The 25384-nt window shown below is 52.8% G+C and carries 23 protein-coding genes; 16 read left to right on the top strand and 7 right to left on the bottom strand.

Annotated features, from left to right (window positions below):
* Positions 1-6 precede the first annotated feature (6 nt).
* Both ACYVAD_RS05870 and ACYVAD_RS05865 read right to left on the bottom strand, forming a co-directional pair.
* Positions 7-2100, bottom strand: a complete 2094-nt coding sequence (locus tag ACYVAD_RS05870; protein ID WP_461138549.1) for an OmpA family protein — start codon at positions 2098-2100, stop codon at positions 7-9.
* Positions 2055-2702, bottom strand: a complete 648-nt coding sequence (locus ACYVAD_RS05865; RefSeq protein ID WP_461138548.1) for a 7-carboxy-7-deazaguanine synthase QueE — start codon at positions 2700-2702, stop codon at positions 2055-2057. The genes ACYVAD_RS05870 and ACYVAD_RS05865 overlap by 46 nt, the downstream gene beginning before the upstream one ends.
* A 45-nt stretch (positions 2703-2747) precedes the next feature.
* On the opposite strand from ACYVAD_RS05865, the gene ACYVAD_RS05860 reads away from it, so the two are divergent.
* Positions 2748-3623, top strand: coding sequence for a LytR/AlgR family response regulator transcription factor (locus ACYVAD_RS05860; protein WP_461138547.1), 876 nt, complete (start codon positions 2748-2750; stop codon positions 3621-3623).
* A 72-nt stretch (positions 3624-3695) separates the two neighbouring features.
* On the opposite strand, the gene ACYVAD_RS05855 is transcribed toward ACYVAD_RS05860, so the two are convergent.
* Together ACYVAD_RS05855 and ACYVAD_RS05850 are read right to left on the bottom strand one after the other, a co-directional pair.
* Positions 3696-5405, bottom strand: coding sequence for a GMC oxidoreductase (locus tag ACYVAD_RS05855; RefSeq protein ID WP_461138546.1), 1710 nt, complete (start codon positions 5403-5405; stop codon positions 3696-3698).
* Positions 5406-5444: 39 nt separating this feature from the next.
* Positions 5445-5993 (bottom strand): gluconate 2-dehydrogenase subunit 3 family protein, encoded by a 549-nt coding sequence (locus tag ACYVAD_RS05850; protein WP_461138545.1) that lies wholly within the window; start codon positions 5991-5993, stop codon positions 5445-5447.
* Between the two features lie 420 nt (positions 5994-6413).
* Here ACYVAD_RS05850 and hisG point away from each other — a divergent pair, with 420 nt between their 5' ends.
* From hisG to ACYVAD_RS05790, 12 genes are all read left to right on the top strand, one after another.
* The gene (gene hisG, locus ACYVAD_RS05845) at positions 6414-7274 is read left to right on the top strand and encodes an ATP phosphoribosyltransferase (RefSeq protein ID WP_461138544.1); all 861 of its coding nucleotides are present in this window, start codon (positions 6414-6416) and stop codon (positions 7272-7274) included.
* A 112-nt stretch (positions 7275-7386) separates the two neighbouring features.
* On the top strand, positions 7387-8676 hold the full coding sequence (hisD, locus tag ACYVAD_RS05840; protein ID WP_461138543.1) for a histidinol dehydrogenase: 1290 nt from the start codon (positions 7387-7389) through the stop codon (positions 8674-8676).
* A 35-nt stretch (positions 8677-8711) separates the two neighbouring features.
* A complete protein-coding gene (locus ACYVAD_RS05835) occupies positions 8712-8960 on the top strand; it encodes a hypothetical protein (protein WP_461138542.1) in 249 nt (82 codons plus the stop codon).
* Entirely contained in the window at positions 8957-9337 is a 381-nt protein-coding gene (locus ACYVAD_RS05830) for a type II toxin-antitoxin system VapC family toxin (RefSeq protein ID WP_461138541.1), read from the top strand. The genes ACYVAD_RS05835 and ACYVAD_RS05830 overlap by 4 nt, the downstream gene beginning before the upstream one ends.
* A complete protein-coding gene (locus ACYVAD_RS05825; RefSeq protein WP_461138540.1) occupies positions 9334-9834 on the top strand; it encodes a peptide deformylase in 501 nt (166 codons plus the stop codon). Before ACYVAD_RS05830 ends, ACYVAD_RS05825 begins: the two co-directional genes overlap by 4 nt.
* A 67-nt stretch (positions 9835-9901) precedes the next feature.
* On the top strand, positions 9902-10330 hold the full coding sequence (locus ACYVAD_RS05820) for an antitoxin Xre/MbcA/ParS toxin-binding domain-containing protein (RefSeq protein WP_461138539.1): 429 nt from the start codon (positions 9902-9904) through the stop codon (positions 10328-10330).
* Positions 10330-10791, top strand: coding sequence for an RES family NAD+ phosphorylase (locus ACYVAD_RS05815; RefSeq protein ID WP_461138538.1), 462 nt, complete (start codon positions 10330-10332; stop codon positions 10789-10791). Before ACYVAD_RS05820 ends, ACYVAD_RS05815 begins: the two co-directional genes overlap by 1 nt.
* The gene (gene hisC / locus ACYVAD_RS05810) at positions 10791-11924 is read left to right on the top strand and encodes a histidinol-phosphate transaminase (RefSeq protein ID WP_461138537.1); all 1134 of its coding nucleotides are present in this window, start codon (positions 10791-10793) and stop codon (positions 11922-11924) included. The genes ACYVAD_RS05815 and hisC overlap by 1 nt, the downstream gene beginning before the upstream one ends.
* Positions 11925-11946: 22 nt before the next feature.
* Positions 11947-12477 (top strand): hypothetical protein, encoded by a 531-nt coding sequence (locus ACYVAD_RS05805; RefSeq protein WP_461138536.1) that lies wholly within the window; start codon positions 11947-11949, stop codon positions 12475-12477.
* Between the two features lie 129 nt (positions 12478-12606).
* Positions 12607-15966 carry a UvrD-helicase domain-containing protein gene (locus tag ACYVAD_RS05800; RefSeq protein WP_461138535.1) on the top strand — a complete coding sequence of 1120 codons (3360 nt, stop codon included), beginning with the start codon at positions 12607-12609 and terminating at the stop codon, positions 15964-15966.
* Positions 15967-16066: 100 nt separating this feature from the next.
* Positions 16067-16909 (top strand): phosphatase PAP2 family protein, encoded by an 843-nt coding sequence (locus ACYVAD_RS05795; RefSeq protein ID WP_461138534.1) that lies wholly within the window; start codon positions 16067-16069, stop codon positions 16907-16909.
* A gap of 42 nt (positions 16910-16951) precedes the next feature.
* Positions 16952-17911, top strand: coding sequence for a methylenetetrahydrofolate reductase (locus ACYVAD_RS05790; protein WP_461138533.1), 960 nt, complete (start codon positions 16952-16954; stop codon positions 17909-17911).
* Positions 17912-18022: 111 nt separating this feature from the next.
* Here ACYVAD_RS05790 and ACYVAD_RS05785 read toward each other — a convergent pair whose 3' ends face one another.
* The 3 genes from ACYVAD_RS05785 to ACYVAD_RS05775 form a co-directional block, all read right to left on the bottom strand.
* Positions 18023-18592, bottom strand: coding sequence for a type 1 glutamine amidotransferase domain-containing protein (locus ACYVAD_RS05785; protein ID WP_461138532.1), 570 nt, complete (start codon positions 18590-18592; stop codon positions 18023-18025).
* A 142-nt stretch (positions 18593-18734) separates the two neighbouring features.
* The gene (locus ACYVAD_RS05780; RefSeq protein ID WP_461138531.1) at positions 18735-19184 is read right to left on the bottom strand and encodes a nucleotidyltransferase; all 450 of its coding nucleotides are present in this window, start codon (positions 19182-19184) and stop codon (positions 18735-18737) included.
* A gap of 238 nt (positions 19185-19422) precedes the next feature.
* Positions 19423-21117 (bottom strand): glutamine--tRNA ligase/YqeY domain fusion protein, encoded by a 1695-nt coding sequence (locus tag ACYVAD_RS05775; protein WP_461138530.1) that lies wholly within the window; start codon positions 21115-21117, stop codon positions 19423-19425.
* A 303-nt stretch (positions 21118-21420) separates the two neighbouring features.
* Between ACYVAD_RS05775 and ACYVAD_RS05770 the strand changes: the two genes are divergently transcribed.
* The 3 genes from ACYVAD_RS05770 (at position 21421) to ACYVAD_RS05760 (ending at position 25059) form a co-directional block, all read left to right on the top strand.
* Positions 21421-22311 carry a bifunctional helix-turn-helix transcriptional regulator/GNAT family N-acetyltransferase gene (locus ACYVAD_RS05770; protein ID WP_461138529.1) on the top strand — a complete coding sequence of 297 codons (891 nt, stop codon included), beginning with the start codon at positions 21421-21423 and terminating at the stop codon, positions 22309-22311.
* 160 nt (positions 22312-22471) lie between these two features.
* Positions 22472-23779: a Gfo/Idh/MocA family protein gene (locus ACYVAD_RS05765; RefSeq protein ID WP_461138528.1), complete on the top strand. Its 1308-nt coding sequence runs from the start codon at positions 22472-22474 to the stop codon at positions 23777-23779.
* Positions 23780-23964: 185 nt separating this feature from the next.
* Positions 23965-25059, top strand: coding sequence for a catalase family protein (locus tag ACYVAD_RS05760; RefSeq protein ID WP_461138527.1), 1095 nt, complete (start codon positions 23965-23967; stop codon positions 25057-25059).
* Positions 25060-25384 lie beyond the last annotated feature (325 nt).

Raw genomic sequence — 25384 nt, 5'->3', positions numbered from 1 at the left:
TCAAGATCAGGCACCAGCGGAGACAACCCGCCACTCGATCCGCCGATTCAATCGCCGATTTTCGTCGGTAGTATTCGGAGCCAGCGGGCGGGTTTTGCCGTAACCAATAGCCTTGATGCGGGCGGGAGCAATACCGCCCGTACTGGCCAGGTACGTAACGACGGACTGCGCCCGCTTCTGCGAAAGCGTCAGATTAGCGGCTGCATCGCCCGTATCGTCGGTGTGCCCGGATACCTCAATGGTAACAGTTGGGTTTGCTTTCAGGAAAGCCGCTAGTCGGTCGAGTTCCGTTCGGGATTTATCGGCCAAATCGTAGCGGCCGTATTCGAAAAACAGATTGCTCAGCGTTTCACTGGCTGTTTTGCCGCCGGCAACAGGTTCCAGCGGAACGCTCAGATTAACAGCCTCGCCCTGCGATTTCTGAGTGAAATCGAACGATAGACTTTTGAAAAGGTAACCCGGTATGCTGACGTAAAGCGCGTATTCGCCACCACTGGGCAGCACGGCCGTGTACTGACCCGTCTGTGCATCCGCTTGGACACGCGAAATGACCTGTCGGGTGCTTAGATCGACGAGTTCGACCGTTGCCGACAGCGGTTTTTTGCTCTTCGCGTCGGCAATCGTTCCCTTTAGGTAACTCACTGGTTTCACCCGCTCACGCAGCGATTCTGGCAGGTCGAACGTATAAAGTCGGGACCGTTGCGACACGCCTTCTTTCTGCTCCTCGAACGAATAGTACGCCCGTTTTCCACTGGCCGACACAAACAGCGATGCCTGATCTTCGGACGTATTGATGGGGTACCCCAGGTTCGTCGGGGCTGACCACTGAGTGAGCGTTTGTTTACCGACTGGAGCTCCCTGTGCTGTGGTGCCGCTGGCGGCAATACTGGTTGTTGTCAGGCTGTCGGATACAAACAAGTCATATCCGCCTAGCCCAACATGACCGTCCGACGCAAAAAAGAGACTCTGACCGTTAGCATGAATAAACGGCGAGGCTTCGTTGAAGGGCGTATTGATGGGTTCGCCCACATTGACTGGCTCCCGCCACTGGCCGTCCAGTCCCAAATCACTACGCCAGATATCCCGCCGGCCTTTACCGCCCGGACGGTCCGATACAAAGTACAAACGGCGACCGTCGGCCGAGAGCGACGGCTGGGATTCGTAACTCTGGGTATTAACGATTGGGCCAAGATTCTCGGGCGTCGACCAGTCGCTGCCCGTTTTCTGGCTAACGTACAGATCACAACTACCGTAGCCCTTCCGACCCTGACAGGCCGTAAAGACCAACGTTCGTCCATCGGCCGAGAGGGTGGCCGTGCCTTCGTTTTCGGGTGTATTGATGTCGGATGAGATCGACGTCGGGGGCGTCCAGGTTTCGCCGTTGAACGTCGTTACCATCAGGTCTTCGTCACCTTCGGGCTTGAGGGCCGTAAAGACTAATGTTTGCTCATCGGCCGTCAGGACCGGAAAATACTGCGACAGGGTCGTTTGTAATGCCGATGATAAGGGACGGGGATCAACGGTTTTGGGATGGGCCATCGCATCCAGACCAAACCGAGCCGTCTCGATCTGCCGACCGATGCGTTTCGCCTGCATCGACTGCGGAGCAAACTTTGCCTGAAATTTTTCGAGGTAGGGGAGAGCTTCCGCGTACCGACCCAGGCGCAGCAACGTAGCGCTCAACGCCTGATACGCCACCCCCGATGACGGGCTGTCGGGCTGAAGCTGAATGACCTGCCGGAATGCCGTCAGGGAGGGCTCGTACTGTTTCGTAAACTCGTACAATTGGCCCAGTTTCAGGTGGGCATCCAGAAAACTCGGGTCTTCTTTGGTGGCCTGCTCCATGTACGGAATTGCTTCCCGCGCTTTCCGCTCCCCAAACAGTTTGTTGGCCTGGTCATAAAGCGCCTTCGCCTTTTTCGTCTGCGCAAAAGAAGCAGATCCTACCAAAGAAAACGAAACCAGAAGAAGGAGAAGAAATCGACTCCTGAGAAAAACTCCTTTCGTCCCTTTCCTCCATCCGCGACGGCGGACCGCTCCCTTTCCACCTTGCCCTAAGGAATATCCATGTATTTGTGCGTCTGCAACGAGATCTGCCATTGTGGATGGTCTTTGACGTAATCAACGATGCGAGGTAGCATTTCATTGGAACGACTCCACTCTGTTTGCAAAAAGAGTTTGCAATCGGGACGTAACAGGGGCACGAACGACTCCGCAAAGGCGAAATCGGACTGGTTGTAAATAATAACTTTCAGTTCGTGGGCCCGTTCGAAAATGGCTGGATTGGGCTTCTTGAATTTCTTGGGCGAAAAACAGATCCAATCCCAGGAACCCGTCACCTGCTGGCAGACACCAGACGTTTCAATATTAGTCCGAAAACCGGCGATCTGCAAAGCGGTCGTTAATTCCGTCAAATCGTGCATGAGCGGTTCCCCTCCCGTAATGACAGCCATCCGGCCGGGGTGCTGCAGAGCTCCCTCAACGATCGTGTTAATAGACAGTTTAGGGTGAGCGTCGGCATCCCAGGATTCTTTTACGTCGCACCAGTGGCAGCCCACGTCACAACCACCAAGCCGGATAAAATAAGCCGCCTTTCCCGAATGAGCTCCTTCGCCCTGCAGGGTATAAAACGCTTCCATGACGGGCAGGGCGGTGGATGATGAGTCAGTACTGATCGTTTGTTGTTTCTGTTCCAAAAGCATACGCAAAGATACGCAAGCTTGAATGGAATGGCTATTTTTGCCCATATGCTTGCTCGCGTTCGTCAGTTCCTCAATCGTCCTCTGGCCGAAGATTTCAGCCTGAAATCGCAGTTCAGTCTGTCCGTACAGGCAGCTGTTTACGTCTTTCTTTTTGTCTGTCTCCTCAATAACGCGTTCTCCCACCTCGACCGGCTCACTGCCAGCGCGCTGCTGGCGGCTGGTGTGTTAGCCAGCGCTTTGCTGATGAACGTACTCGTGCCGAAGCTACTACCGGCAATCTATGACGAAGAGCGCTGGACCGTTGGGAAGCATATGCTGCACACGTTGTTAGTGCTGCTGGTCATTAGCGTAAGTAATCAATTGATCCTGGCTGGCCTGGACGCTATTCGTCCTCGCTTTATCGTGATGTACCTGTACGTCACAATTATTGGTTTCTTTCCCATCATGCTGGGCGTGTTTACTGCTGAAAAACGACGGCTGAAACGGAATCTAGCTCACGTACAGATACTCAACACACAACTTGACCAACTACATGAGCCGGTCGCTGCGCCCGTCGAGCCTGAGCTGCCCAAATCCATTCTGCTGGTTTCCGAAACCGGCAATGAACGACTGAGCATACTGCCGAACCAACTGCTTTACGTCGAATCGGTGGGCAATTACGTCGAGGTGTACTGGTTGAATTTCATGTTCCCGCAGAAAACGGTCCTGCGCAGTACGCTCAAAACGGTGGAAGCCGCCCTGGCTGATCATTCGCAGTTTCTGCGCTGTCACCGGGCGTTTATCGTGAATCTGAAAGCCATCAATCACACGAGTGGTAATGCGCGCGGCTATCAATTACAGGTTAGCGGCTCCGACCGCGAGATTCCGGTCTCGCGCAGTTATCTGGCCGCCTTCGATGAGCGCATGGCCGAACTGGTGTAAATCAGAAGCGTACTGTTTGTCTTTGATGGAATGACAAACAGTACGCTTCTAAAAAAAAGAGAAAACGTTACGTTACAGATTTCGTGCTTTGAGCTGAGCCACGGCGTGGTCGGCGGAACGGGCGGTTAACGCCATGTACGTCAGCGATGGATTCACGTTCGAGGCTGAGGTCATGCCCGAGCCGTCCGTTACGAATACGTTCTTGCAGGCGTGTACCTGGTTAAACTTGTTCAATACCGAGGTCTTGGGGTCTTTACCCATACGAGCCGTGCCCATTTCGTGAATACCCAGTCCCATATGGGCAACCGGATTGTCGTAGGCGACTACGTTTTTGAAACCAGCCGCTTCGAGCATTTCGGCTCCGTCGTTCATGATGTCTTTCCGCATGGCCCGCTCGTTGTCGCCGAAGTCAGCGTCAAAAACGACCTGCGGTTGTCCCCATTTATCGAGCTGGGTATTGTCGAGGTAGAACCGGTTGTTCGGATCGGGTAGAACCTCGCCAAAACCGCTGAGGTTAATTTTCCAGGGACCCGGCTGCGTCATCTGCTTTTTGAAATCGGCGCCAAAACCCGTTTCGGCAGCCCCCCGCGACCAGTCGGTCCGGGATGCTCCGCCCTGGTAGCCAAACCCCCGTAGGTAATCCCGTTTGTCGCTGCCCCAATTGCGGAAGCGAGGAATGTACAGGCTCCCCGGCCGGGCACCAAAATAATAATCGTTCTCAAAACCGTCAATGTCGGCCCGGGCACCAACCGCCAGGTGGTGGTCCATCAGGTTGCGGCCAAGCTGGTCGCTGTCGTTGCCGAGCCCATTGGGGAATCGGGCCGACTTGGAATTCATCAGAATCGACGTGGATCCAATGGTGCCCGCGTTCAGGAAAATCACCTTCGCGTAGAACTCCCGCACCTCCATCGTATTCTGATCAATGACTCGTACGCCTTTTGCTTTTTGCGCTTTGTCATCGAGAATGATCTCCTGCACAATCGCGTTGTGCACAACCGTCAGGCGATTAGTCTGGCGGGCGGCAGGCAGTGTAGCGGCCAGCGAACTGAAATAAGCCCCAAACGGACAGCCTCGTGTACAGCGGTTACGAAACTGACAGCTCGCCCGCCCCAGTGCCGTATGCCACGGCTGCGGGTTGGTCAGGTGCGCTACCCGCCCGATGGTAATGGGCCGGTTCAGTTTCTGCGCTACAGATTGTTTCAGGTGAACCTCGGGCGCGGTCATGGCCATCCCCGGCTGGAAATGACTATCCGGCAATACGGCCAGTTTTTCGGCCTGCCCACTGATACCCACAAATTTTTCGACGTACGAATACCAGGGCACCAGGTCTTCGTAGCGGATGGGCCAGTCGATGCCGATGCCCTGTTTGACGTTTGCCAAAAAATCTTCCTGATTCCAGCGATAGGTGTGTTTACCCCACACGAGCGACTTGCCGCCGGTATGGTACGCCCGAATCCAGTTAAAGGGGCGTTTCTGGACGTATGGGTGCTCCTTATCGTTAGTGAACATATACTGCGATCCTTCCTTGGCCGAGAAATACATCGTCGCGTAATGCTCTTCGGCAGCTACGTTGCTGATCTTGCCCCGGTGCTCAAACTCCCAGGGGTCTTTAAAGGCGGTTTTGTAGTCTTCCACGTGCTTGACTTCGTAGCCTCGTTCAAGCATCAGCACCTTAAGGCCTTTTTCCGTGAGTTCTTTAGCGGCCCAGCCCCCCGTCATGCCCGAGCCAACCACAATGGCGTCGTAGGTTTGCCCTTTTTCGGCGTGTATATTTAGATTCATGGTGTTCAGTCGGTGAAAGAGTAGATGTGTGAGGCTGTATCAGGCCTGATTACCGTACATGAAATCTTTTTGGCCGGGCTTGATTTTGATGGCCTCGAACTTGCCCGGAATGGGCTGGTAATCGAACGATGCTTTGATTCCGGCTTCCGAGGTATAATAACCCAGCAGCGTCAACTCTTTGGTGATGAGCCAGAAGGACGGACTACTGTCTTTCGGCGCATCAGCTTCGATCTGTTTCAATAGTCCTGTTTGATCCTCGGGCGATAACGTCAGAAAGCCTTTCTTTTCCAGATTATCAACGCCCGACAGAAACGTATCCTGCGCGGGTTTTTTATAGCAGTCACGTAACATCACTTCCATGAAGTCGGGTACGCCCGCATCGATAGCGCCTGGCGTGTCGGTGCGGGGAATGATGAGGTCGGCAACGCGCGCCATAATTTCATGCTGCGTTTCGGTCAGGAAAGCGCCTTTCTGCTGGCTTGAAGTAGGGTCCAGTGCCTTCCACTGATTCATAGCCTGAATGGTCGGTGCGGAGAAAACTCCGCCTAGTATCCAGGCTACGTGCGTTACTGCGTCCCGTCTGGTCATTGCTGTTTGATTACGTTTGACTAGCCTTTTTCGTGGCTCTAGTTTCTAAAAGGCCAGTATGTCGATTTAATACTTTCCTCTGGTAGCCCTAACTCACCTGTCTATCAAATTCGCTTGTGAGCGCTATAGCCCTGGAAACTATCGTGATAAGCCAAATGCAATTACTGATTTATGGGGGCTAAGCCACATCGGTCGGGAATTCACTTGTGCAATAAACCGGGCCCTATTACCTTTGCGCCATGCTTTCACAACGGGCCGCTGCTTCTTTCTTCCGACATCGTCGCCATCATCATGGCTGCTAAGCCGCGCGACCAATCCGTTGGACCGTTGTATTTCCCTTATTTTTGCCCTCTCAACTTAGTAAATCCGGATGCCGAGCGCTTGCGCTGGTTATGAACGATTTGTCTGTTTTCCTGAATTATGGCTTCTGTGTTGCGTATTGCCTTACAAAAATCGGGTCGGCTGAGCGAAGACTCGTACCAACTGTTTAAGGAGTGCGGTATCCGTTTCGATTACGGTACTGGTAAGCTCCGGTCCATTTCCTCCAATTTTCCCGCCGAGTTTCTGTTCCTGCGCGATGACGACATTCCGGGCTACGTCGAAGATGGCGTGGCTGATCTGGGTATCGTTGGCGAGAACGTAGCGGTCGAAACCGGACGTCCGGTGGAAACGGTGCATCGGCTGGGCTTTTCCAAATGCCGCCTATCGATTGCCATATCACGCGGGACAGAGTGGGAGGGACTGCATCAACTGAACGGGAAGAATATCGCTACGTCGTATCCCAATTTGCTGGGTAGCTATCTGACCCAGAAAGGTGTACAGGCTAACATTCACGAAATTAGCGGCTCGGTCGAAATTGCGCCCAGCATTGGGCTGGCTGAAGCCGTCTGCGATATTGTCAGCTCGGGCAGTACGCTGCTGAGCAATGGCCTGATGGAAGTGGAAACGATTTTTCGCTCCGAAGCCATCCTGATTGCTCAGCCCGGCCTGTCGGCCGACAAGCAGGCGCTGGTTGAGAAGCTGTTGTTCCGTATCAAGGCGGTACAGGCGGCTAAGAACAACAAATACATTGTGCTGAACGCCCCTAACGAAGCCCTCGACACAATTACGGCGTTATTGCCGGGTATGAAAAGCCCAACCGTAACGCCCCTCGCGACGGAAGGCTGGAGTTCGGTGCATTCGGTGCTTAACGAAAACGAGTTCTGGGAAAACATCGAAGCCATCCGCTCCGCCGGAGCCGAAGGAATTCTGGTTATCCCTATTGAGAAAATGATTTATTAAAAAAGGAGGAGAGGAGTAGAGGAGGAAAGGAGAAAGTACACCAATGCTATACAAGTTCTTGGTAGCGATATCCTTTCCTCCTTCCTCCCTTTCCTCCTTCCTCCTTAAAAAGATGAACATCATCTCATTCCCGGCCCGCGCTGACTGGCCGGCGTTGCTGGCCCGACCCGTGCAGTCGACGCAGCAGATTGAAGCTATTGTTGCTCCCATCCTGGCGCAGGTGCGGGAGCAGGGCGATGCGGCTCTGATTGAATTAGCGAAGAAATTTGATAAAGTCGATCTGTCCGAAATGGGGCTGCTGGTACCTGACGAGCAATGGAAAACGGCTGGCGAGCAGCTTGACGATACGTTAAAAAAAGCCATCCAGCAGGCGTACCAGAATATCCGGCTCTTTCACGAGAAGCAGAAACAGCCCATCGAGAAAATCGAAACGATGCCGGGGGTAACCTGCTGGCGGAAAAGCGTTGGTATCGAAAAGGTTGGTTTGTACATTCCAGGAGGTACGGCACCCCTGTTCAGCACCGTGCTGATGCTGGGCATACCGGCGCAACTGGCAGGCTGTCGTGAAGTGGTGTTGTGCACCCCCAGCGATCACCCGGCTATTTACTACGCGGCCAGTCTGGTTGGCGTAACAAAAGTCTTTCGGATCGGCGGGGCACAGGCCATTGCGGCTATGGCTTATGGGACGGAGTCGGTACCGCAGGTATATAAAATCTTTGGTCCCGGCAATCAATACGTAACGGCGGCCAAAATGCTGGTGGCGAAGGAGGGCGTAGCCATCGATATGCCCGCCGGACCGAGTGAGGTGGCTGTCTATGCTGATGACTCCGCCATTCCCGCTTTCGTAACGGCGGACCTGTTATCGCAGGCGGAACACGGGCCCGACAGTCAGGTGCTGCTGGTGTCGACCAGCAAAAAGATGGTCGAGCTGGTGAACATTGCGCTAGTGTCGCAACTGGAAAAACTATCCCGTCGCGACATGGCGGCCAAGGCCCTGCAAAACAGCAAAGCCATCCTGGTCGACAGTCAGGACGAAGCTATCGAGCTGCTCAACGCCTACGCTGCTGAGCACTTGATTCTTAGCGTTGAGAACGCTGAATCCGTAGCCGAACAGATTACCAATGCCGGATCGATCTTTCTGGGCAACTACACGCCAGAGTCGGCGGGTGATTACGCGTCTGGGACGAACCATACGCTACCGACCAACGGTTTTGCCCGCGCCTACAGTGGCGTATCGCTGGATAGTTTCGTGAAGAAAATTACGATGCAGCATATTACGCCCGAAGGCTTGCGGCAGGTTGGCCCTATAGTAGAAGCTATGGCCGAAGCGGAATCACTGGATGCCCACAAGCGCGCTGTCAGTCTGCGACTGGCGAGCCTGGCCGAAGCAAATCCAGCCTGAGTTTGTTATCTTGCTACGAACAGAACTGAGAACCAATGAGCCAGCTACTTATCGAAATCGATTCGCCGGAGGACGAAGCCCTGTTGTTGCAGTTGCTCTCCCGTTTGAACGCACGGGTTGTGATGAAATCTAACTTACCATCCGCCAAACCGAACAGCAAATTGGTAAACATAGCTAGAGAGATAGCAGAGCGGGGAGAAATAGGAAAATCATTCGGCGATCCGTCTGAGTGGCAGCGTGAAATTCGTAGCTGGGATCGGGTTCTTGACGGTCGGGAAGAGTGATTCTAGATAGTAATATTCTTATTTATTTCGTTGATCCGGGTTATGAACGACTTAGAGAGTACTTGGAGCAGCAGGAAACAGAACTTTTCGCTTCGTTAATTTCAAAGCTTGAAGTACTGGGATATCACCAGTTGACGATAGTGAACAGACTAGATCTGGAACGTTTACTGGGTAATATGTCTATTTTACCTATTTCTAATTCAGTCATAGATAAAGCTATCCAGTTACGGCAGCAGCGTCGACGCTCGCTAAGCGACTCTATCATTGCAGCTACGGCCTTATTGTACAATCTGCCAGTTTTAACCAACAACGTAGCTGACTTCTCGACTATCGATGGCTTACGAGTGATTAGTCTGACCGACGTAATGAACGCATGAAACACCTAGCTGATTTACTCCTGTTGGGAGATCCCCGTTTGTACGAAGTCTGCGATCCGGTACTGGAGGTCGAACTACCTCTGGTGCCAGGCTGGGTAGCGGATTTGCACAACGTTATGGAGGAGATTCGGGCAAAATACCAGTTTGGGCGGGGGATTGCGGCCCCGCAACTAGGCATCATGAAACGGCTTATTTACCTCAACGTCGATCAGCCAGCGATCATTATCAACCCGGAGCTGACGGCAGCAAGTGAAGAAATGGACGAACTGTGGGACGATTGCATGAGTTTTCCGAATCTGTTAGTTCGCGTCCGACGGCACCAGAATCTGACACTTTCTTTTCGTGACGAACACTGGCACCTGCAGGTCTGGAACGTAACGGATTGGGGCTTGTCTGAGTTGATCCAACACGAATACGACCACCTGAACGGCATCCTGTGTACAATGCGGGCCGTGGACAACCAGGCGTTCCGCTGGCGACCAACGCCGACTGCATAAAAGAGAATGCTCTGATTGGAACTAGTTAGGAAAAATGTCGTTATTTTTGAGGAAATAGTTCTTGATTATGACAATAACAGCCATTGCCAAACGGCTCGGAGGAGCCAAAGTACTTGGTGAGTCGATTCGGAACGAAGCCGATCTCATGCATCTCATTGAGCAGGGCATACCCAAAGCAACTATTCGCTATTTAGCCGATTCTTTAGGGATTGAGCCTAAAGAACTGATGCAGTATCTGCCAGTTACCTCACGGAACCTGCAACGCTATCAGGAAGAGGATCGATTGAGTGAGATCGTATCGGATCATTTAGTTGCTCTGGCTGAGCTATTCGAACATGGCGAAGTCGCATTAGGGAAAGATTATTTTCGCGACTGGCTACATAGATCGATCCTGGCACTGGGCAATCGGCAACCCGTTGAATTTCTCAAAACGCATAAGGGTATCGGTATCATTGACCGGGAACTGGGGCGGATTGAACACGGAATTTTTGCCTGATGGAGCTGTACCGTATAGTTAAGCAGACGTATGCTCACGATCTATCAGGCAATGGTGCGGCTTTGTATGGCGGCCGGTGGAACGAGGCTGGTCGCCCGGCGCTCTACACGGCCAGCAGCCGATCGCTGGCGATTTTGGAAACGCTGGTTCATCTGCAAAAGCCGCAACCGCCCACCGATTACCGGATTATGGTAGTTTATGTGCCGGATACGGCACCCTTAACCGTTGTAGTCGATCGCCAGTTGCCCAAAGACTGGAAAGAAAACGAAGCGCATACGCAACAACTTGGTAGCCAATGGCTGGCTGCGCAGGAATCGTTGCTGCTACGAGTACCATCGGTTATCGTTCGGGCGGAATACAATTATTTACTGAATCCCGCACAGGCGTTTTTCGCCGAAGTACAACTTGTTTCGGTCGAATCGATTACGTTCGACCCTCGATTTTTTCAGAAATTAAACTGATGAAAGCCTTTACTCTTCAATCGCTCCTGCGCCCGCACATTCTTAGTCTTAAGCCGTATTCGTCCGCGCGGGATGAATATACCGGCAAAGAGGGTGTGTTTCTGGATGCTAACGAAAACCCACTTGGCTCGGTCACGGAGTCGGGTAACTACAACCGTTACCCCGATCCCTACCAGTGGGCAATCAAACAGAAACTGGCACCCATCAAGCATGTAGCGCCCGAGCAGATTTTTCTGGGTAACGGGTCCGACGAAGCGATCGACCTGCTGATTCGGGCAACCTGTCGGCCAGGTATTGACTCTATTCTGATCATGCCACCAACGTACGGCATGTACGAAGTGTCGGCGGGGGTGAACGACGTAGCGATTACGAAAGTCCCGCTAACGCCCGACTTTCAGGTGGATACCGATGCCGTCCTGGCGGGAATCACCGAGACAACGAAACTTATTTTTTTCTGCTCACCCAATAATCCGTCGGGTAATTTGCTGTCGACGGAGGCAATCCGGACGGTACTCCAGGCGGCTACGCAGTCGCTGGTGATCGTGGACGAGGCATACATCGATTTTGCCGATACACCATCGTGGACGAGCGAACTGGCTAATTACCCCAATCTGCTAGTGATGCAAACGTTCTCAAAAGCCTGGGGTCTGGCCGCGCTGCGACTGGGTATGTGCTTCGCGTCGGAGGAGTTGATTCGGGTGCTCAATAAGATCAAACCACCTTACAACATTTCGGCTCCTACACAGCAACTGGCGCTGGAGGCCCTCGCGCATGAGGTCGATAAGAACGAGATGGTTGCTAAGATTTTGGAACAACGGACGATTTTGGCCGAAAATCTGCGTTCTTTGCCGATGGTGCAGGTGATTCACCCCTCCGACGCCAACTTCCTGCTCGTTCAATTTGACGACGCTTTTGCCGTGTTTGAACACCTGATCCAAGAGCAGGTAATTGTACGCGACCGGTCGAAAGTTACGTTATGTGAGGGATGTCTGCGGGTTTCGGTGGGTACGCAGGCCGAGAATGATCGATTGATGGACGTGCTCCGAAACCGGCTGAACGCACCGGTCGCAACCGATCTGCCGCTTGGAACGGGCGAGGTAGCCACCAAGCCGGAGCTGGTGTCGAACACCTGATCGTTTATCCAATAAAGTACGTATGAGAAAACTGCTTCTGCTTTTTACGCTGGCTACTCTGGGTGGGCTGGCATTGCCGAATCGGGCGCAGGCCCAGTACAACAACTGGTCGGTTGGCTTTCGCATTGGCGAACCGGCGGGCGTTAACGTCCGGAAATACTTTGGTAGTAATCATGCGTTCGACCTGAACGTTGGTACGTATGGTGGTTTGTACGGCACGCGCCGGAGCTACCGGACGGGGAATTACCGGACCGTTGGCTTAAGTATCCAGGGGCATTACATCACGCACAAATCCCTAACCAGCAGCGAAAGCATTCGGGGTTATTACGGATTGGGGGGGCAGATCAACACCCGCCGGTATTACCCACCCCGCCTGAACGGTGAATATGAGAGTTCTCTATCCATCGGAGCCTCGGGAGTGGGCGGACTAGAATTTTTTCCTGCAAACAAACCCTATTCGTTCTTCCTGGAAGGTGGAGCCTACGTCGAGTTACTCCAGGCTCCGTTCTTCCTGAACCTCAACACGGGGCTGGGACTGCGGTATAATTTCTAAAGAAGGAGGAAGGAGAGGAAAGGAGTAGAGGAGGAAGGAATGAAGGAAACTGTTAAGCCCGTAATAACCGGGTGATATATTCTCCTCCTTTCCTCCCTTACTGCTTTCCTGCTTTCCTCCATCCTCCTCATGTTCAAAATCTACAGCTCATCGGCCGGGTCGGGGAAGACGTATACCCTGACGAAAGAGTACCTGAAACTGGCGCTCCGACCCGGCGCGAGCAATGATTACTTCAAGCATATTCTGGCCGTTACGTTCACGAACGCAGCGGCTAATGAAATGAAGGATCGGATTCTGAAGAACCTGATGGCGCTGGCCACTTCAGAGCAGGAACCTCCGTTGATGAGCGTGCTCGTTGAGGAGTTGTACGAATCGGAGCCCGGCACCGATGCGTTCGAAAGGGACAAACGGGAACTGCGGCAAAAAGCCGACCGGGTATTCAAAACCATCCTGCACCGCTACGCCGATTTTAGCGTAACAACCATCGACTCATTTACGCAGCGGATCGTAATGGCCTTCACCGACGAACTGGGGTTGCCGTATTCGTTTGAGGTCGAGCTCGAAACCGACGAAGTATTGGAACTCGCCATCGACAGCCTGATTGAAAAAGCAGGCATTGATGAAATGGACGAGATCACGACGATTCTGAGTGAATACTACACCCACACGGCAGCCGAAGGCAACAGCTGGAATCAGCTGCCCGAAGTTCTCAAAGAGTTTGGTCGTAACCTGACATCGGACCAGTTTTATGAGGCCGTTAACGCTGCCCAGGCACTCACGCCAGCCGCGCTGCGTGCTATTCGGACGCAACTGATGGACTACAATCGGCAGATTGAACAGACCGTTGTGGCACACGGCCAGCGGGCCTGGAAACGTATCACCGATGCAGGTCTGGACGAAATGGACTTTTCCTACGGGGCATCGGGTGTGGGTGGTTTCATCAAAGCCGTAGCCGCCGGGGAAGGAAAAAAAGAAGCGGGTGCCCGCGTTGCCAGCGCCCGCGACAAGGGCGAGTGGTATAGCAAGAAAGCCGCTAATCTCCTTAAGGAAACCATCGACGGGATGGTCGATGAACTGACCGATTGTCTGGTTCAGATTCAGACCATTCAGGACGAAAGTAGTCAGCAGCTGGTGCTGTTCGATTGCCTGCTGCCCCACCTGCAAAAACTGGCCCTGCTGCGGCAGATGCGTATCGAGTTTGATGAACTACTGCGCAAAGACGGCCGGGTGCATATCTCCGAATTCAACAAGAAAATTCTGAGTATCGTCGCGTCCGAACCGGTACCGTTTCTGTTCGAGCGGCTGGGCGCTAAATACAACCATATTCTGGTCGATGAATTCCAGGACACGTCTCGGCTACAGTTTGCTAACCTGATGCCGCTCATCGAAAATGCCCTTGGGTTTGAGCATTTCAATCTGGCCGTGGGCGATGGGAAGCAAGCCATTTACCGCTTTCGGGGGGGTGACATGGACCAGATCGTGGCCCTGCACCGGAACGATCTGGAAAGCCTGAAACTGGCGCACCAGCCCGGTTCCTGGACGGCTGAACGTATCGATGCGCTTAACGGGCACATTGAGCAGGAGCTACTGGACACCAACTGGCGAAGTGCCGAACCCATTGTTACGTTTAACAATGAGTTCTTCGATTTTGCGGCCCGGGCGTTTGAGGGTACGTACGGAAAAATCGCGGATGTGTTTGACGCGAAACAGGAGTTTCAGCAGAAAGCCCAGCCCGACGCCCGGCAGACGGGCCATGTCCAGATCGATTTTGTCGCCAAGGACGACGGGGCGAACAAGGATCTGACGATGATGATGCTCGAGAAGACGATAGCGCATCTGGAGCAGGCCCTCGCCGATGGTTATCAATACGGTGATATTGCTATTCTCTGTCGCAAAAAAGCGCATGCCCGTGCCCTGGCGAACGCATTGAACAGCCGCCAGATTCCACTGGTATCAGCCGATTCGCTGTCGCTGGAATTCTCGGATTCGGTCAAGTGGATCGTTACGGTCATGCAGTTACTGCAACGACCCGATCAGGTGTTACTGCGATACGAACTGCTGTATCTGTATCATCGGGTGGTAAAAGGTATTTTTCCCGACGATGCCCTGACGGAACAGCTGCGGACTGTAGCCGACGATATTTCCATCGACAAAGTGTACGCCTATCTGGCCGACGAGGGATACCCGCTTGACCCGTACGCGTTGGGCCAATTAAATCCCTACGAGTTGGCTGAGCGGCTGATTCATCAGTTCAATCTGTTCGAGCAGGCCGAGCATAACCCGTTTTTGTTCCGCTTTCTGGATGAAGTGCTGACTTTCAATCAGAAGCGAAGTGGTCACTTGAGTGATTTTCTGCTGTATTGGGAAAGCGTTCGGGAGAAGATTTCGGTGGAAGGCGATGCCCGGAACGCAGTTAGTATCCAGACCATTCACAAATCGAAAGGACTGGAATATCCGGTCGTGATCATTCCGTTTGCCAACTGGGACGTAACGCCCAATAGTCGCGGAACGATCTGGCTGGATCTAAGCGGTGTCCAGTCGGACTTGCTGTCGCACCAGCTAGGAACCGGTGAGATACTCCGGCTGACCAGCGCGCCCGTCCACCCGAAGAGCGATCTAAAAAAGACGCCTGACATCGTAGCCGAACAGTACGTTGAGGAAGTGACCCGCACCTTTCTGGAGAACATGAACCTGCTTTACGTAGCGTTCACGCGCCCGACGAATCGGCTGTACATTATCAGCGAAGCCAAAAAAGACTTTGATAAGAAAGCGGATGCGACGAAATCATCGACGATTGCGCACTGGTTGTACGCTTTCCTGAAAGACAGCGATCTGGCGCAGCGGTGCGATAGTGGCTGGCAGGCCGAAAAGTCGGAATACATTATCAGCGAATGTTCGGACGCGTTCTCCCACCAGGCAGCGTCGGAAACCGATGAGATTATCTTGGATGAAGTAATCAGCGGGAATCGGGGACAGGATCTGCAACTGCGTCGGCAGGCCGATCGGGTATTCGATGTAGCGACTTTCGCCCGGACCCGCGAGCACGACCGTAAGCTCCAGGCCGCGCTGAGTTTAATCAAGGGGGCGGATACACTGGATAGATCGCTCTGGCAGCTTGTGCGCGAAGGGTTATTACGAAGCTCAGAAACCACCGACTTACGGCAGGAACTGACGCAGCTAATGATGCATCCCGACCTGGCCGATCTGTTCGATCCGGCGCTGCGCGTCGATACCGACCGAAGTATCCTGAGCAGCCGGAAAAGTGGGCGCTCACACGGCGCACCACACCGGGTCGTGCACAAGTCCAGTACGCACGTCGTACTGGTGCAATACGCATCCATATCGGATAATGACGAAGGGGAGGAGGGCACAGACCCAACCCGGACGTTACGTTATTTTACGGATTTATACCGCCAGATGGGCTTTGCCGAAGCCGAAGGGCGGCTAGTATACCTGACTAAACAACCTACGATCCTACGAGTCGTTTAACCTGAAAAATATGCAGTATCGTTTCCGAACGAGAATACCGTCGATTTGTCTAACTGTCTGGTTGAGTGTTTGTACGCTGCTCGGTACTGTTCAGTCAGGTATGGCACAGTCTAACGTGGCCCGGCCTAACGTGGCCCAGTCTGCTGACACTACGCTGGCTACAGAAGGGCCAAACGAGCGTGTTTCGCCGTATCAACTCAACACCCGGCGGGAAGTGGTGCTGGCGGGCGCGGGAATCGTTACATTGGGTACATCCGTAGCCCTGACGCATCAGCTTGATCTACTGACACCAGTTGAAATTAACGCGCTGAACCGGGCTACTATCAATACGTTCGACCGGGGCGCTACGTATCGCTGGAACCCGACGCTGGATCGATTGAGTGACGTGACTTTTGCCGGAAACGTAGCGCTGGCGGGGCTGCTGGCAATTGGTACCAAGCCAATGCGGCAGGACATTAAAACCGTAGCCGTGATGTACCTGGAGACAGCTTTACTTACCAACGGTATTGGGCGAACCGTCAAGGCGGTAACGTTACGTACGCGACCGTATGTGTATAACTCAGCCGCTCCGCTTGACGAGAAGCAAAATAAAGACGCCCGCCAGTCATTTTTTTCAGGCCACGCTAGCAATGCGTTTGCCACGGCCGTATTCACCGGCGAAGTGTTCCGGCATTATTTCCCGAACTCCCGGTGGAAACCTGTCGTCTGGGTTGGCTCGTTAGGGCTGGCTACGGCTACGGCTGTCTTCCGGTATGACGCCGGTCTGCACTACCCAACCGATCTGCTGGTAGGCGCAGCCTTTGGTTCGCTGGTGGGGTGGGGGATACCCAAACTGCACGAAGCCAAAAAAAAGTCGGCGCTGGGGCAGCGGCTGGACGTACAACCCTGGAGTAATGGGGGCGCCAATGGAATCTACCTGCGGTTATTAACGTTTTCCCGTTAGTTTTGCCCGCGTATTGACGCATTCGAACGCGTCGCCTTTCTAATGACAAAAATTACCGAACACATTCAGGCCGCCAATGGGCAGCCAATCTTTTCCATTGAAGTGATTCCGCCAATCAAGGGCGATAACTTGAAGAGTCTGCTCGACAACATCGAGCCGCTGATGGAGTTCAAACCACCGTTCGTGGACGTTACGTATCATCGCGAGGAATACATCGAACGGCCCCTGCCGGACGGGACTATTCAGCGGATCGTGACCCGGAAGCGGCCCGGTACGGTGGGTATCTGTGCGGCCATTATGCACCGTTTCGGTGTCGACCCGGTGCCGCACGTTCTGTGCGGAGGTTTTTCGCGCGACGAAACCGAAGATTTCCTGATTGACCTGCATTACCTCGGTATCGACAACGCGCTGGTGCTACGGGGTGATCCGGCCAAACCCTTTTCTACCTTCAAGGCGAAAGAAAATGGCTATACCTACGCCAGCGAACTCGTAGAGCAGGTGGCTAACATGAATCAGGGCGTTTACCTGCACGAAGAGGATACGCCCCTGTCGCCCAGTAATTTCTGCATCGGTGTCGCTGCTTATCCGGAGAAGCATTTTGAAGCGCTGGATCACGATACAGACTTTCAATACCTCAAGTACAAGGTTGACAAGGGGGCTGACTACATCGTGACGCAGATGTTCTTCGATAACAAGAAGTACTTTGAGTTCGTCGAACGCTGCCGTCAGGCGGGTGTTACGGTTCCCATTATTCCGGGCTTGAAACCGCTGGCGACCCGGCGTCAGCTGGAAATTCTGCCGAAGCTGTTTCACCTGCAAATGCCCGAGGATTTGATACGCGCCGTGCAACGCTGCGAAAACGACCAGCAGGCTAAGCAGGTGGGCATCGAATGGGGGATTCAGCAGGGGCGCGAGCTGATTGCGGCCGGTGCCCCCGTCCTGCATTACTACACGATGGGCAAAGCTGATAACGTGATGAAAATAGCCCGTGAGCTGTTCTAGTTTTTTGTCACCCCGACGAAGGTGGGATCTTAATAGCACAATTGGGGCCCGGATTCAAATCCAGGCCCCAATTGTGCTATACGGTAATATTTATCTGTGGCTTACCAGCCGTTACGCAGTCTGATTCGCTGTAACACCCTGCGCAAACCGCTTCACCATTTCCCGGTTGAAGGCTGGAATGTCATCAGGATTGCGGCTCGATACCAGATTGCCGTCCACCACTACTTCTTCGTCGACCCAGTTAGCGCCGGCATTCTTTAAGTCCGTCTTGATCGAGGGGAACGAGGTCATTTTCTTACCGTCAACAACATCAGCTTCGATCAGGGTCATGGCTGCATGGCAGATGGCTGCTACGGGCTTGTTGGCGTCGAAGAAGGATTTTACGAATTGAACAGCTTTGGTGTCCACGCGAAGGTTGTCGGGGTTCATGACACCGCCGGGCAGGAGCAGAGCATCGTATTGATCGGGGCTGGTTGCGTCGAGCGCCAGATCCACGTCGAATGTTTCGCCCCAGTCATCCATGTCCCAGGCTTTTACTTCACCACTTTTGGGAGCAATAATGTGCACCGTGGCCCCCGCTTCTTGTAGGGCTTTCCGGGGCTCGGTCATTTCAACCTGCTCAAATCCTTCGGTTAAGAGAACAGCTACTTTTTTGCCAGATAGGTTTTTTTGATTGTCCATGTCGTTGAGTTATTCAAGGTTTTGTTGTACCTAAAATAACTACTCGATAGACTAAAAGGTTACGAACGGTTGATTAATAAATAGCTTCGAAAGGTAGTATATACTAGGAAACCAAAACAAACAAAGGGAAGAGTCTATTGGCTCAGGTAGCCGCTGGTTTAGGAAGGTTTTCCAAGTCGCGTAGATCCTGTGGGCGCCCAGTAGCCAGTTTGTTACGTATCAAATCGGGAAGACTGATTACGTTAGTTGCTACGCCTTCAATTTGTAATACAACCTTATTCTGAAAACACTCGTCAAACGTAACACCCAGCGTAAACGTCATTAAATCAATCCACTCATCATACCGGTCAAAAGACAAATAATTTGGTACTGTAGTGAAGTCACTGTGCTCGAATTCGTTACTGGTGAATCCATATTTGTGTAAAGCTTTAAGGATGCGATCGGCATTATCAGAACTTGGACGCACAAAGATGTCAATATCGCCCGTAGTTCGTAAGTATCCATGAGCAATGACTGCATGACCACCTAGTACTACATACTCAACGCCCTCTTCGTTGAATAGGCTTATCAGACTTAAGTACTTGTCCACCATTAGTTAGGGGGGGGTTAGCGGGATTCGACGCGTAAATTGCTTTCGCGCGTTTAATCAGTTTTAACGCGGCTGCCAGGCGCTCCTCCGGGGTTTTCGCCCACCAGTATGCCTTGTCATAAGTTGGGATGTCCTCGAAAGAACTGGATTTGTGAATCTGGCCCATGTCAGAAAGTTACGTAATGTAACGACTGGAATCAAAATGGGGAGCGATATCTGATATATCGCTCCCCATTGATTTTTATCCTTTCTTCTGCTCCTTCGCCCAGCCGTCTTTTAACGTAACGGTCCGGTTAAAGACGGGCCGACCGGGTGTTGAATCTGGGTCGAGAATGAAGTAGCCTTTGCGCATAAACTGAACTTTCAGGTCTGGCTGCTTACTGACGGCCTCGACCAGCGCTGGCTCAACAAAAGCACGGACCACGTCGAGTGAGTTTGGGTTGATCAATTCTTTGAAGTCTCGTTCATCGGCGGCTGGGTTCTCGACTGAGAACAGTCGGTCGTATAACCGAACCTCGGCTTCGACCGCGTGCGGAACCGATACCCAGTGAATCGTGCCTTTTACGTTGATGCCTGACGTATCCGAGCCGCTCCGGCTTTCGGGAATGTACGTACAACGTAGTTCGATGATCTCCCCGGCGTTGTCCTTAACGACTTCCTCACATTTGACAATGTAAGCACCTTTGAGCCGCACCATACCTCCCGGAAAGAGTCGGAAGTATTTCTTCGGTGGATTTTCCATGAAATCGTCCCGCTCGATATACACTTCCCGGCTGAACGGAACCTCCCGCGTCCCAGAGTTCGGATCTTCGGGATTGTTTTCGATGTGCAATATTTCTTCGCCCTGCGTGTAGTTAGTGATAACCAGTTTTAGTGGCTTCTCATCAACTACCGCCATGACGCGGTCGGTGGTTTTGTTCAGTTCCTCACGGATACAGAACTCCAGCAGGCCTACGTCGATCAGGTTATCGCGCTTGGCGATACCGATCCGGTCGGCAAACTCGCGAATACTGGCGGGGGTGTAGCCCCGGCGACGAATACCGGCAATGGTCGGCATCCGGGGGTCGTCCCAGCCGCTGACGTGCCCTTCTTCCACCAGTTGTTTCAGCTTCCGCTTGCTCATGACCGTGTAGGTCAGGTTGAGCCGCGCGAACTCGATCTGCCGCGAGGGGAAAAGATTAAGCTGCTCAATAAACCAGTTGTAGAGAGGCCGGTGTACTTCGAACTCCAGCGTACAGAGCGAGTGGGTAATGTGCTCAATGGCGTCCGACTGACCGTGGGCGAAATCGTACATCGGGTAGATGCACCATTTGTCGCCGGTCCGGTGGTGATGGGCGTGTTTGATGCGGTAGATAATCGGGTCGCGGAGCTGCATGTTCGATGAGGCCATATCGACCTTCGCCCGTAACACTTTTGCGCCGTCCGGGTATTCGCCCGCTTTCATGCGCCGGAACAGATCGAGGTTTTCGTCGACGCTCCGGTCCCGGTAGAGGCTCATCCGGCCGGGTTCGGTTGGTGTTCCCTTCTGAGCGGCAATTTCTTCCGCGGTGGAATCATCAACGTAAGCCAGCCCCTGCTGGATCAGCGTTTCGGCAAAACTGTATAGCTGATCGAAATAATCCGACGCGTAAAACTCGTTTTCCCAGTCGAAACCCAGCCAGCGTACATCATTCTTGATCGAATCGACGTACTCAGTATCTTCAGTGACGGGGTTTGTATCGTCGAAACGAAGATTGGTTTGTCCACCGTATTTATCGGCCAGTCCAAAGTTCAGGCAAATGGATTTGGCGTGTCCAATGTGCAGATAGCCATTGGGTTCGGGTGGAAAACGAGTATGTACACGACCGCCGTTTTTACCGGCAGCCAGGTCTTCTTCAACAAACTGTTCAATAAAATTGAGAGACCTCTCGGAGGAGTCTTTCGGGGCTTCCGTCATAGCACGAGCAACTAAATAATAGGCCGAAATTACGGCGATTGACCGGGTTTGACAAACGGAAACCGTATTCCGCCAATCCCGCGCTTCTGTTTACCGGTAGACGTATCGTTAAAACTCGGCCTGAGTAGTTCATTAAAGTCAATCAAACTGGAGCAAAAAGAAAAATCGGAAGCAGAGCAGGCTGTCGTGTTGCTTGAATGACGAACGACTAGTACATTTGCATAAGTACTTATGTAAATGGCAATGCAAATGGATTTCTTTCGGCAAACTGGGCCAATGGCCCTAGGAAGCCGGTTACGACAGATGAGTGAACGCCTAACACAGGAAGCCGCAAAAATTTACGGCCTTTATGGGGTGACCACTGAGCCGCGTTGGTTTTCGGTGTTATACGCGTTGACGAAGAAAGATAACCAGTCTGTCGCTCAATTGGCTGAGCTGATAGGTCAGTCGCAGGCGTCGGTTAGTCAGGTGATCAAAGAAATGAGCCAGCGAGGATTCGTCATCATCAGCAAGGCCGCCGATGATGGGCGAAAAACAATCATTACGTTATCTGATCAAGCCCGCCAGCAACTCCCGGCATTGCAATATCAACTAACAGACGTGGGCACAGCGGTAGACGCTATGCTGGCGCAAACCGAGCACAATATCTGGAAAGCACTGGATGAACTGGACTATTTACTGGAACAGCAGAGTCTGTTTGAACGGGTCAATGGACAGCGAAAACAGCGCGAACGTCAGCACGTTCAGATTGTTCCGTATACCGACCAGTACCACGACGCCTTTCGCCAGCTCAATCAAGAGTGGATAACAACGTATTTCGTGATGGAGGAAGCCGATTATCAGGCGCTGGATTATCCCGAAAAGAAAATCATTCAGCCGGGTGGCTGTATCCTGATGGCGCTTTACCAGGGCGAGCCCGTCGGCACCTGTGCGCTGATCAAAATGGACGATACAACCTACGAGCTGGCTAAAATGGCCGTGTCGCCCAAAGCGCAGGGGAAGCATGTGGGCTGGCTACTGGGGCAGGCTAGTCTGGATCAGGCCCGGGAACTGGGAGCGAAGCGGCTTTATCTGGAAAGCAACACAATGCTGAAGCCGGCCATTAATCTCTATCATAAACTGGGCTTTCAGCGGATCGTGGGTGCCCCGTCGCCTTACAAGCGGGCCAACATTCAAATGGAGCTTTTCCTGTAAACGGTAGCTGAACGAACTGGTAATGCATGGGCGCTGCCGGGCTAAGCTGGCAAAAGGAATCAGTAGCTAAGCGAACGATTGATGCTTTACCAGTTTGACACATTCCTGTTTTCTGGACTGAGTTTAGTAAGAAATGGAATGGGCTACTTGCTGCAATCCTATGAATCGTACTGATTTCCTGAAAACATCGGCGCTGGCCGGTGCCGCCTTAATCACTGATCCGGGTGAGGTGAGGGCCTTTATCACGCCCAGAAAAGCAGAAAAGTACCGTACGGCGGTGGTTGGCACCGGCTGGTGGGGCGGTAATATTTTACGTTGTGCGGTGCAGGCTGGCGAATCGAAAATCGTGGCCCTTTGCGACGTCGATACGCGGCAACTCAAAAAGGCCAGCGATGAACTGAGCAAGCTAACCACCGACCGGCCGAAGTTGTATCGGGACTACCGGGAAATGCTCGCAACGGAAAAACCCGAGATCGTCATTGTGGCCACCCCCGACCACTGGCACCCGCTCATTGCCATTGCGGCTATGCAAGCTGGTGCTCATGTGTACGTCGAAAAACCAATTGGTCATACGATCAATGAAGGTAAGGCTATAGTGAAAACGGCCCGCCAGACTGGACGTATCTGCCAAGTGGGGATGCACCGGCGCGTTTCGCCCCACAACGTATCGGGGATGGAGTTTATCAAATCCGGTAAAGTCGGAAAGATTGGCATGGCTAGGGCATTCGTGCACTACAGCGGGGGCCCCGGAAAACCGACGCCCGACGGTGAAGTCCCAGCGGAGATGGACTGGAACATGTGGTGTGGACCAGCTCCGTTACGTGCCTATAACCCCGCCATGCACCCCAGGGGATGGCGTAATTTTCTGGACTATGCCAACGGGACACTGGGTGACTGGGGTGTTCACTGGATGGATCAAATTTTATGGTGTACGGACGAAAAACACCCGCGAAAAGTGTACTCGACGGGTGGCCGGGCCATCAGACAGGACAGTACGGACGCTCCCGATCACCAGGTGTCGACCTTTGAGTTTGAAAACTTTACTGCCGTCTGGGAGCACCGAACGTTTGGTGGAAACATGGCCGAGAAAACGCACCCCCAGCAGGCCGTGGGTGTATACTTCTACGGAACGGAGGGGACGTTTCATATGGGCTGGCTCGACGGGTGGACGTTTTACCCGGCAGATTCGAAAAAGCCAGTAATTCACCAGGATGCGCAGTTGAATCAACCCGACGACCAGAATATTGCTCAGCTGTGGGCGAATTTTCTAAGCAGCATCAAATCGAACAAATTACCCGTTTGTGATATCGAGATCGGTCACCGCTCTACCAACATGGCGTTGCTGGGCATGCTCTCCCTGAAGCTGGGACGTAGCGTTGCCTGGGATGGCAGCCAGATACCCAACGACTCCGAAGCCAACAAACTGCTGAGCCGGGCGTACCGGGGGGAGTGGCAGTATCCTACGTAAAAGTCTAATCATTTCGTTAGTACTGGAAATGTAGCTGGATGGCCCCTATGAACGATGCGTAGTATCTGAAGTTAGCCGCCGAAAAATGTCAGCAGGCGACCGGATGTCGATGGTTGAGCCTTTGTAACGGAAAATAAACATTGAGTGATTTGCTGGGTTTGCTAGAAAGACTAAAAGTGAACCCGATGAATCAGGCCCCCGCAAATTTTAAGCCCTTACCATACGATCCTTCCTACGAACAACCTGCTCCCGACGAAGCCCAGACCATCCAGGAGATTATCGGCACCATGGCCGATATTCAACGGAAAACATACGCATCGCAGGGGCATGCGATTCGCAGTGTGCACGCCAAAGGGCACGCTATCTTAACCGGCGAGCTTCACGTGTTTGATAATCTGCCTCCTTATTTAGCGCAGGGACTATTCGCCAAACCGGGTACGTACCAGATCGTGGTTCGCATATCTACCCAGCCGGGTGATGTATTACCTGACAGCGTATCGACTCCCCGGGCTATTTCATTCAAGGTAGCGGGGGTAGAGGGTGAGCATCTGCCTGATTCGGAAGAACCAACAACGCAGGACTTTATTCTGGTGAATAGCCCGGTGTTCCCGAAAGATCTGAAAGATTTCTTGAGTGGTCTAAAACGGTTTGATGCGCTGACAAATAAAGCCGAGGGCCTTAAGGAAGGGCTGTCTAAAACGTTACGTGCCGTTGGGGAGGTCGTTGAAAAAATCAGTGGATCGGATGCTGGCGTGATGGCCGACATGGGGGGACAACTAGCCGTTCATCCGATGGGTGACACATATTATTCGCAGGTGCCTTATTTGTACGGCGATTACATGGCAAAGTTTTCTCTGACGCCGGTATCGTCCACCCTGACCGCGCTTAAAGACCAGTCCATTGATATTGATAGTGACGATAATGCGTTGCGCCATCTGTTACAGACGTTTTTCGCGACCAACACTGGAGTGTGGGAGCTAGGCGTACAGCTGTCCACCAACATTGACAGGATGCCGATCGAGGATTCTTCCGTGGAATGGTCGCAGGAGGAAAGCCCTTACCTCACTGTCGGAAAAGTCATTATCACCCCGCAGGAATCCTGGACAGACGGGAGAGTATCGGTGGTAGACGACAAAATGGCGTTTAGCCCCTGGCATGGTCTGGCCGCCCATCGACCATTGGGCTCTATTCAACGGGCTCGCAACGCAACCTATAAAGCATCGGCCAAGTTTCGCCGGGATATGTACGGTAAATCAGATAATCCCGCGGACGTTAAGTAATCGCGTAGTCTCTGTTCTACGATAACGCGGTTAGCCGAACGATCGTAGACAAAACAGCAACGTATCGGAAACTCATTAGGTCGGTTGCCGCGTTGGGAAACCAATGCGGCAACCGACCGTTTTGTTGATATCGATTAATTATGGCAAACGAAATGCCCAAGAAATCCGGCGGTAGTCTGGGTAAAACCTTCCTGATTGGTGCACTAATTCTGTTCGGACTGGCTCTGCTGGTTGGTACGCTGACGGTACTCTTTCCCTAAGAACGTGTTGGGGAATTAAGTTTGGTAATGATCTTCGATACGCTGTAACATGATCTGGCTGTTGG

The organism is Spirosoma pomorum (assembly GCF_054776615.1).
The sequence above is the reverse complement of the archived record's forward strand: the minus strand, read 5'-3'. Positions and strand labels throughout refer to the sequence as shown.

Coding starts and splice junctions, on each gene's coding strand:
- ACYVAD_RS05860 (WP_461138547.1), top strand. CDS start 2,748: ATGCTTGCTCGCGTTCGTCAGTTCCTCAATCGTCCTCTGGCCGAAGAT.
- ACYVAD_RS05850 (WP_461138545.1), bottom strand. CDS start 5,993: ATGACCAGACGGGACGCAGTAACGCACGTAGCCTGGATACTAGGCGGA.
- ACYVAD_RS05790 (WP_461138533.1), top strand. CDS start 16,952: ATGACAAAAATTACCGAACACATTCAGGCCGCCAATGGGCAGCCAATC.
- ACYVAD_RS05795 (WP_461138534.1), top strand. CDS start 16,067: ATGGCACAGTCTAACGTGGCCCGGCCTAACGTGGCCCAGTCTGCTGAC.
- ACYVAD_RS05815 (WP_461138538.1), top strand. CDS start 10,330: ATGGAGCTGTACCGTATAGTTAAGCAGACGTATGCTCACGATCTATCA.
- ACYVAD_RS05865 (WP_461138548.1), bottom strand. CDS start 2,702: ATGCTTTTGGAACAGAAACAACAAACGATCAGTACTGACTCATCATCC.
- ACYVAD_RS05870 (WP_461138549.1), bottom strand. CDS start 2,100: ATGGCAGATCTCGTTGCAGACGCACAAATACATGGATATTCCTTAGGG.
- ACYVAD_RS05855 (WP_461138546.1), bottom strand. CDS start 5,405: ATGAATCTAAATATACACGCCGAAAAAGGGCAAACCTACGACGCCATT.
- hisG (WP_461138544.1), top strand. CDS start 6,414: ATGGCTTCTGTGTTGCGTATTGCCTTACAAAAATCGGGTCGGCTGAGC.
- ACYVAD_RS05825 (WP_461138540.1), top strand. CDS start 9,334: ATGAAACACCTAGCTGATTTACTCCTGTTGGGAGATCCCCGTTTGTAC.
- ACYVAD_RS05775 (WP_461138530.1), bottom strand. CDS start 21,117: ATGACGGAAGCCCCGAAAGACTCCTCCGAGAGGTCTCTCAATTTTATT.
- ACYVAD_RS05805 (WP_461138536.1), top strand. CDS start 11,947: ATGAGAAAACTGCTTCTGCTTTTTACGCTGGCTACTCTGGGTGGGCTG.
- hisC (WP_461138537.1), top strand. CDS start 10,791: ATGAAAGCCTTTACTCTTCAATCGCTCCTGCGCCCGCACATTCTTAGT.
- ACYVAD_RS05780 (WP_461138531.1), bottom strand. CDS start 19,184: ATGGTGGACAAGTACTTAAGTCTGATAAGCCTATTCAACGAAGAGGGC.
- ACYVAD_RS05765 (WP_461138528.1), top strand. CDS start 22,472: ATGAATCGTACTGATTTCCTGAAAACATCGGCGCTGGCCGGTGCCGCC.
- ACYVAD_RS05835 (WP_461138542.1), top strand. CDS start 8,712: ATGAGCCAGCTACTTATCGAAATCGATTCGCCGGAGGACGAAGCCCTG.
- ACYVAD_RS05770 (WP_461138529.1), top strand. CDS start 21,421: ATGAGTGAACGCCTAACACAGGAAGCCGCAAAAATTTACGGCCTTTAT.
- ACYVAD_RS05785 (WP_461138532.1), bottom strand. CDS start 18,592: ATGGACAATCAAAAAAACCTATCTGGCAAAAAAGTAGCTGTTCTCTTA.
- hisD (WP_461138543.1), top strand. CDS start 7,387: ATGAACATCATCTCATTCCCGGCCCGCGCTGACTGGCCGGCGTTGCTG.
- ACYVAD_RS05820 (WP_461138539.1), top strand. CDS start 9,902: ATGACAATAACAGCCATTGCCAAACGGCTCGGAGGAGCCAAAGTACTT.
- ACYVAD_RS05760 (WP_461138527.1), top strand. CDS start 23,965: ATGAATCAGGCCCCCGCAAATTTTAAGCCCTTACCATACGATCCTTCC.
- ACYVAD_RS05800 (WP_461138535.1), top strand. CDS start 12,607: ATGTTCAAAATCTACAGCTCATCGGCCGGGTCGGGGAAGACGTATACC.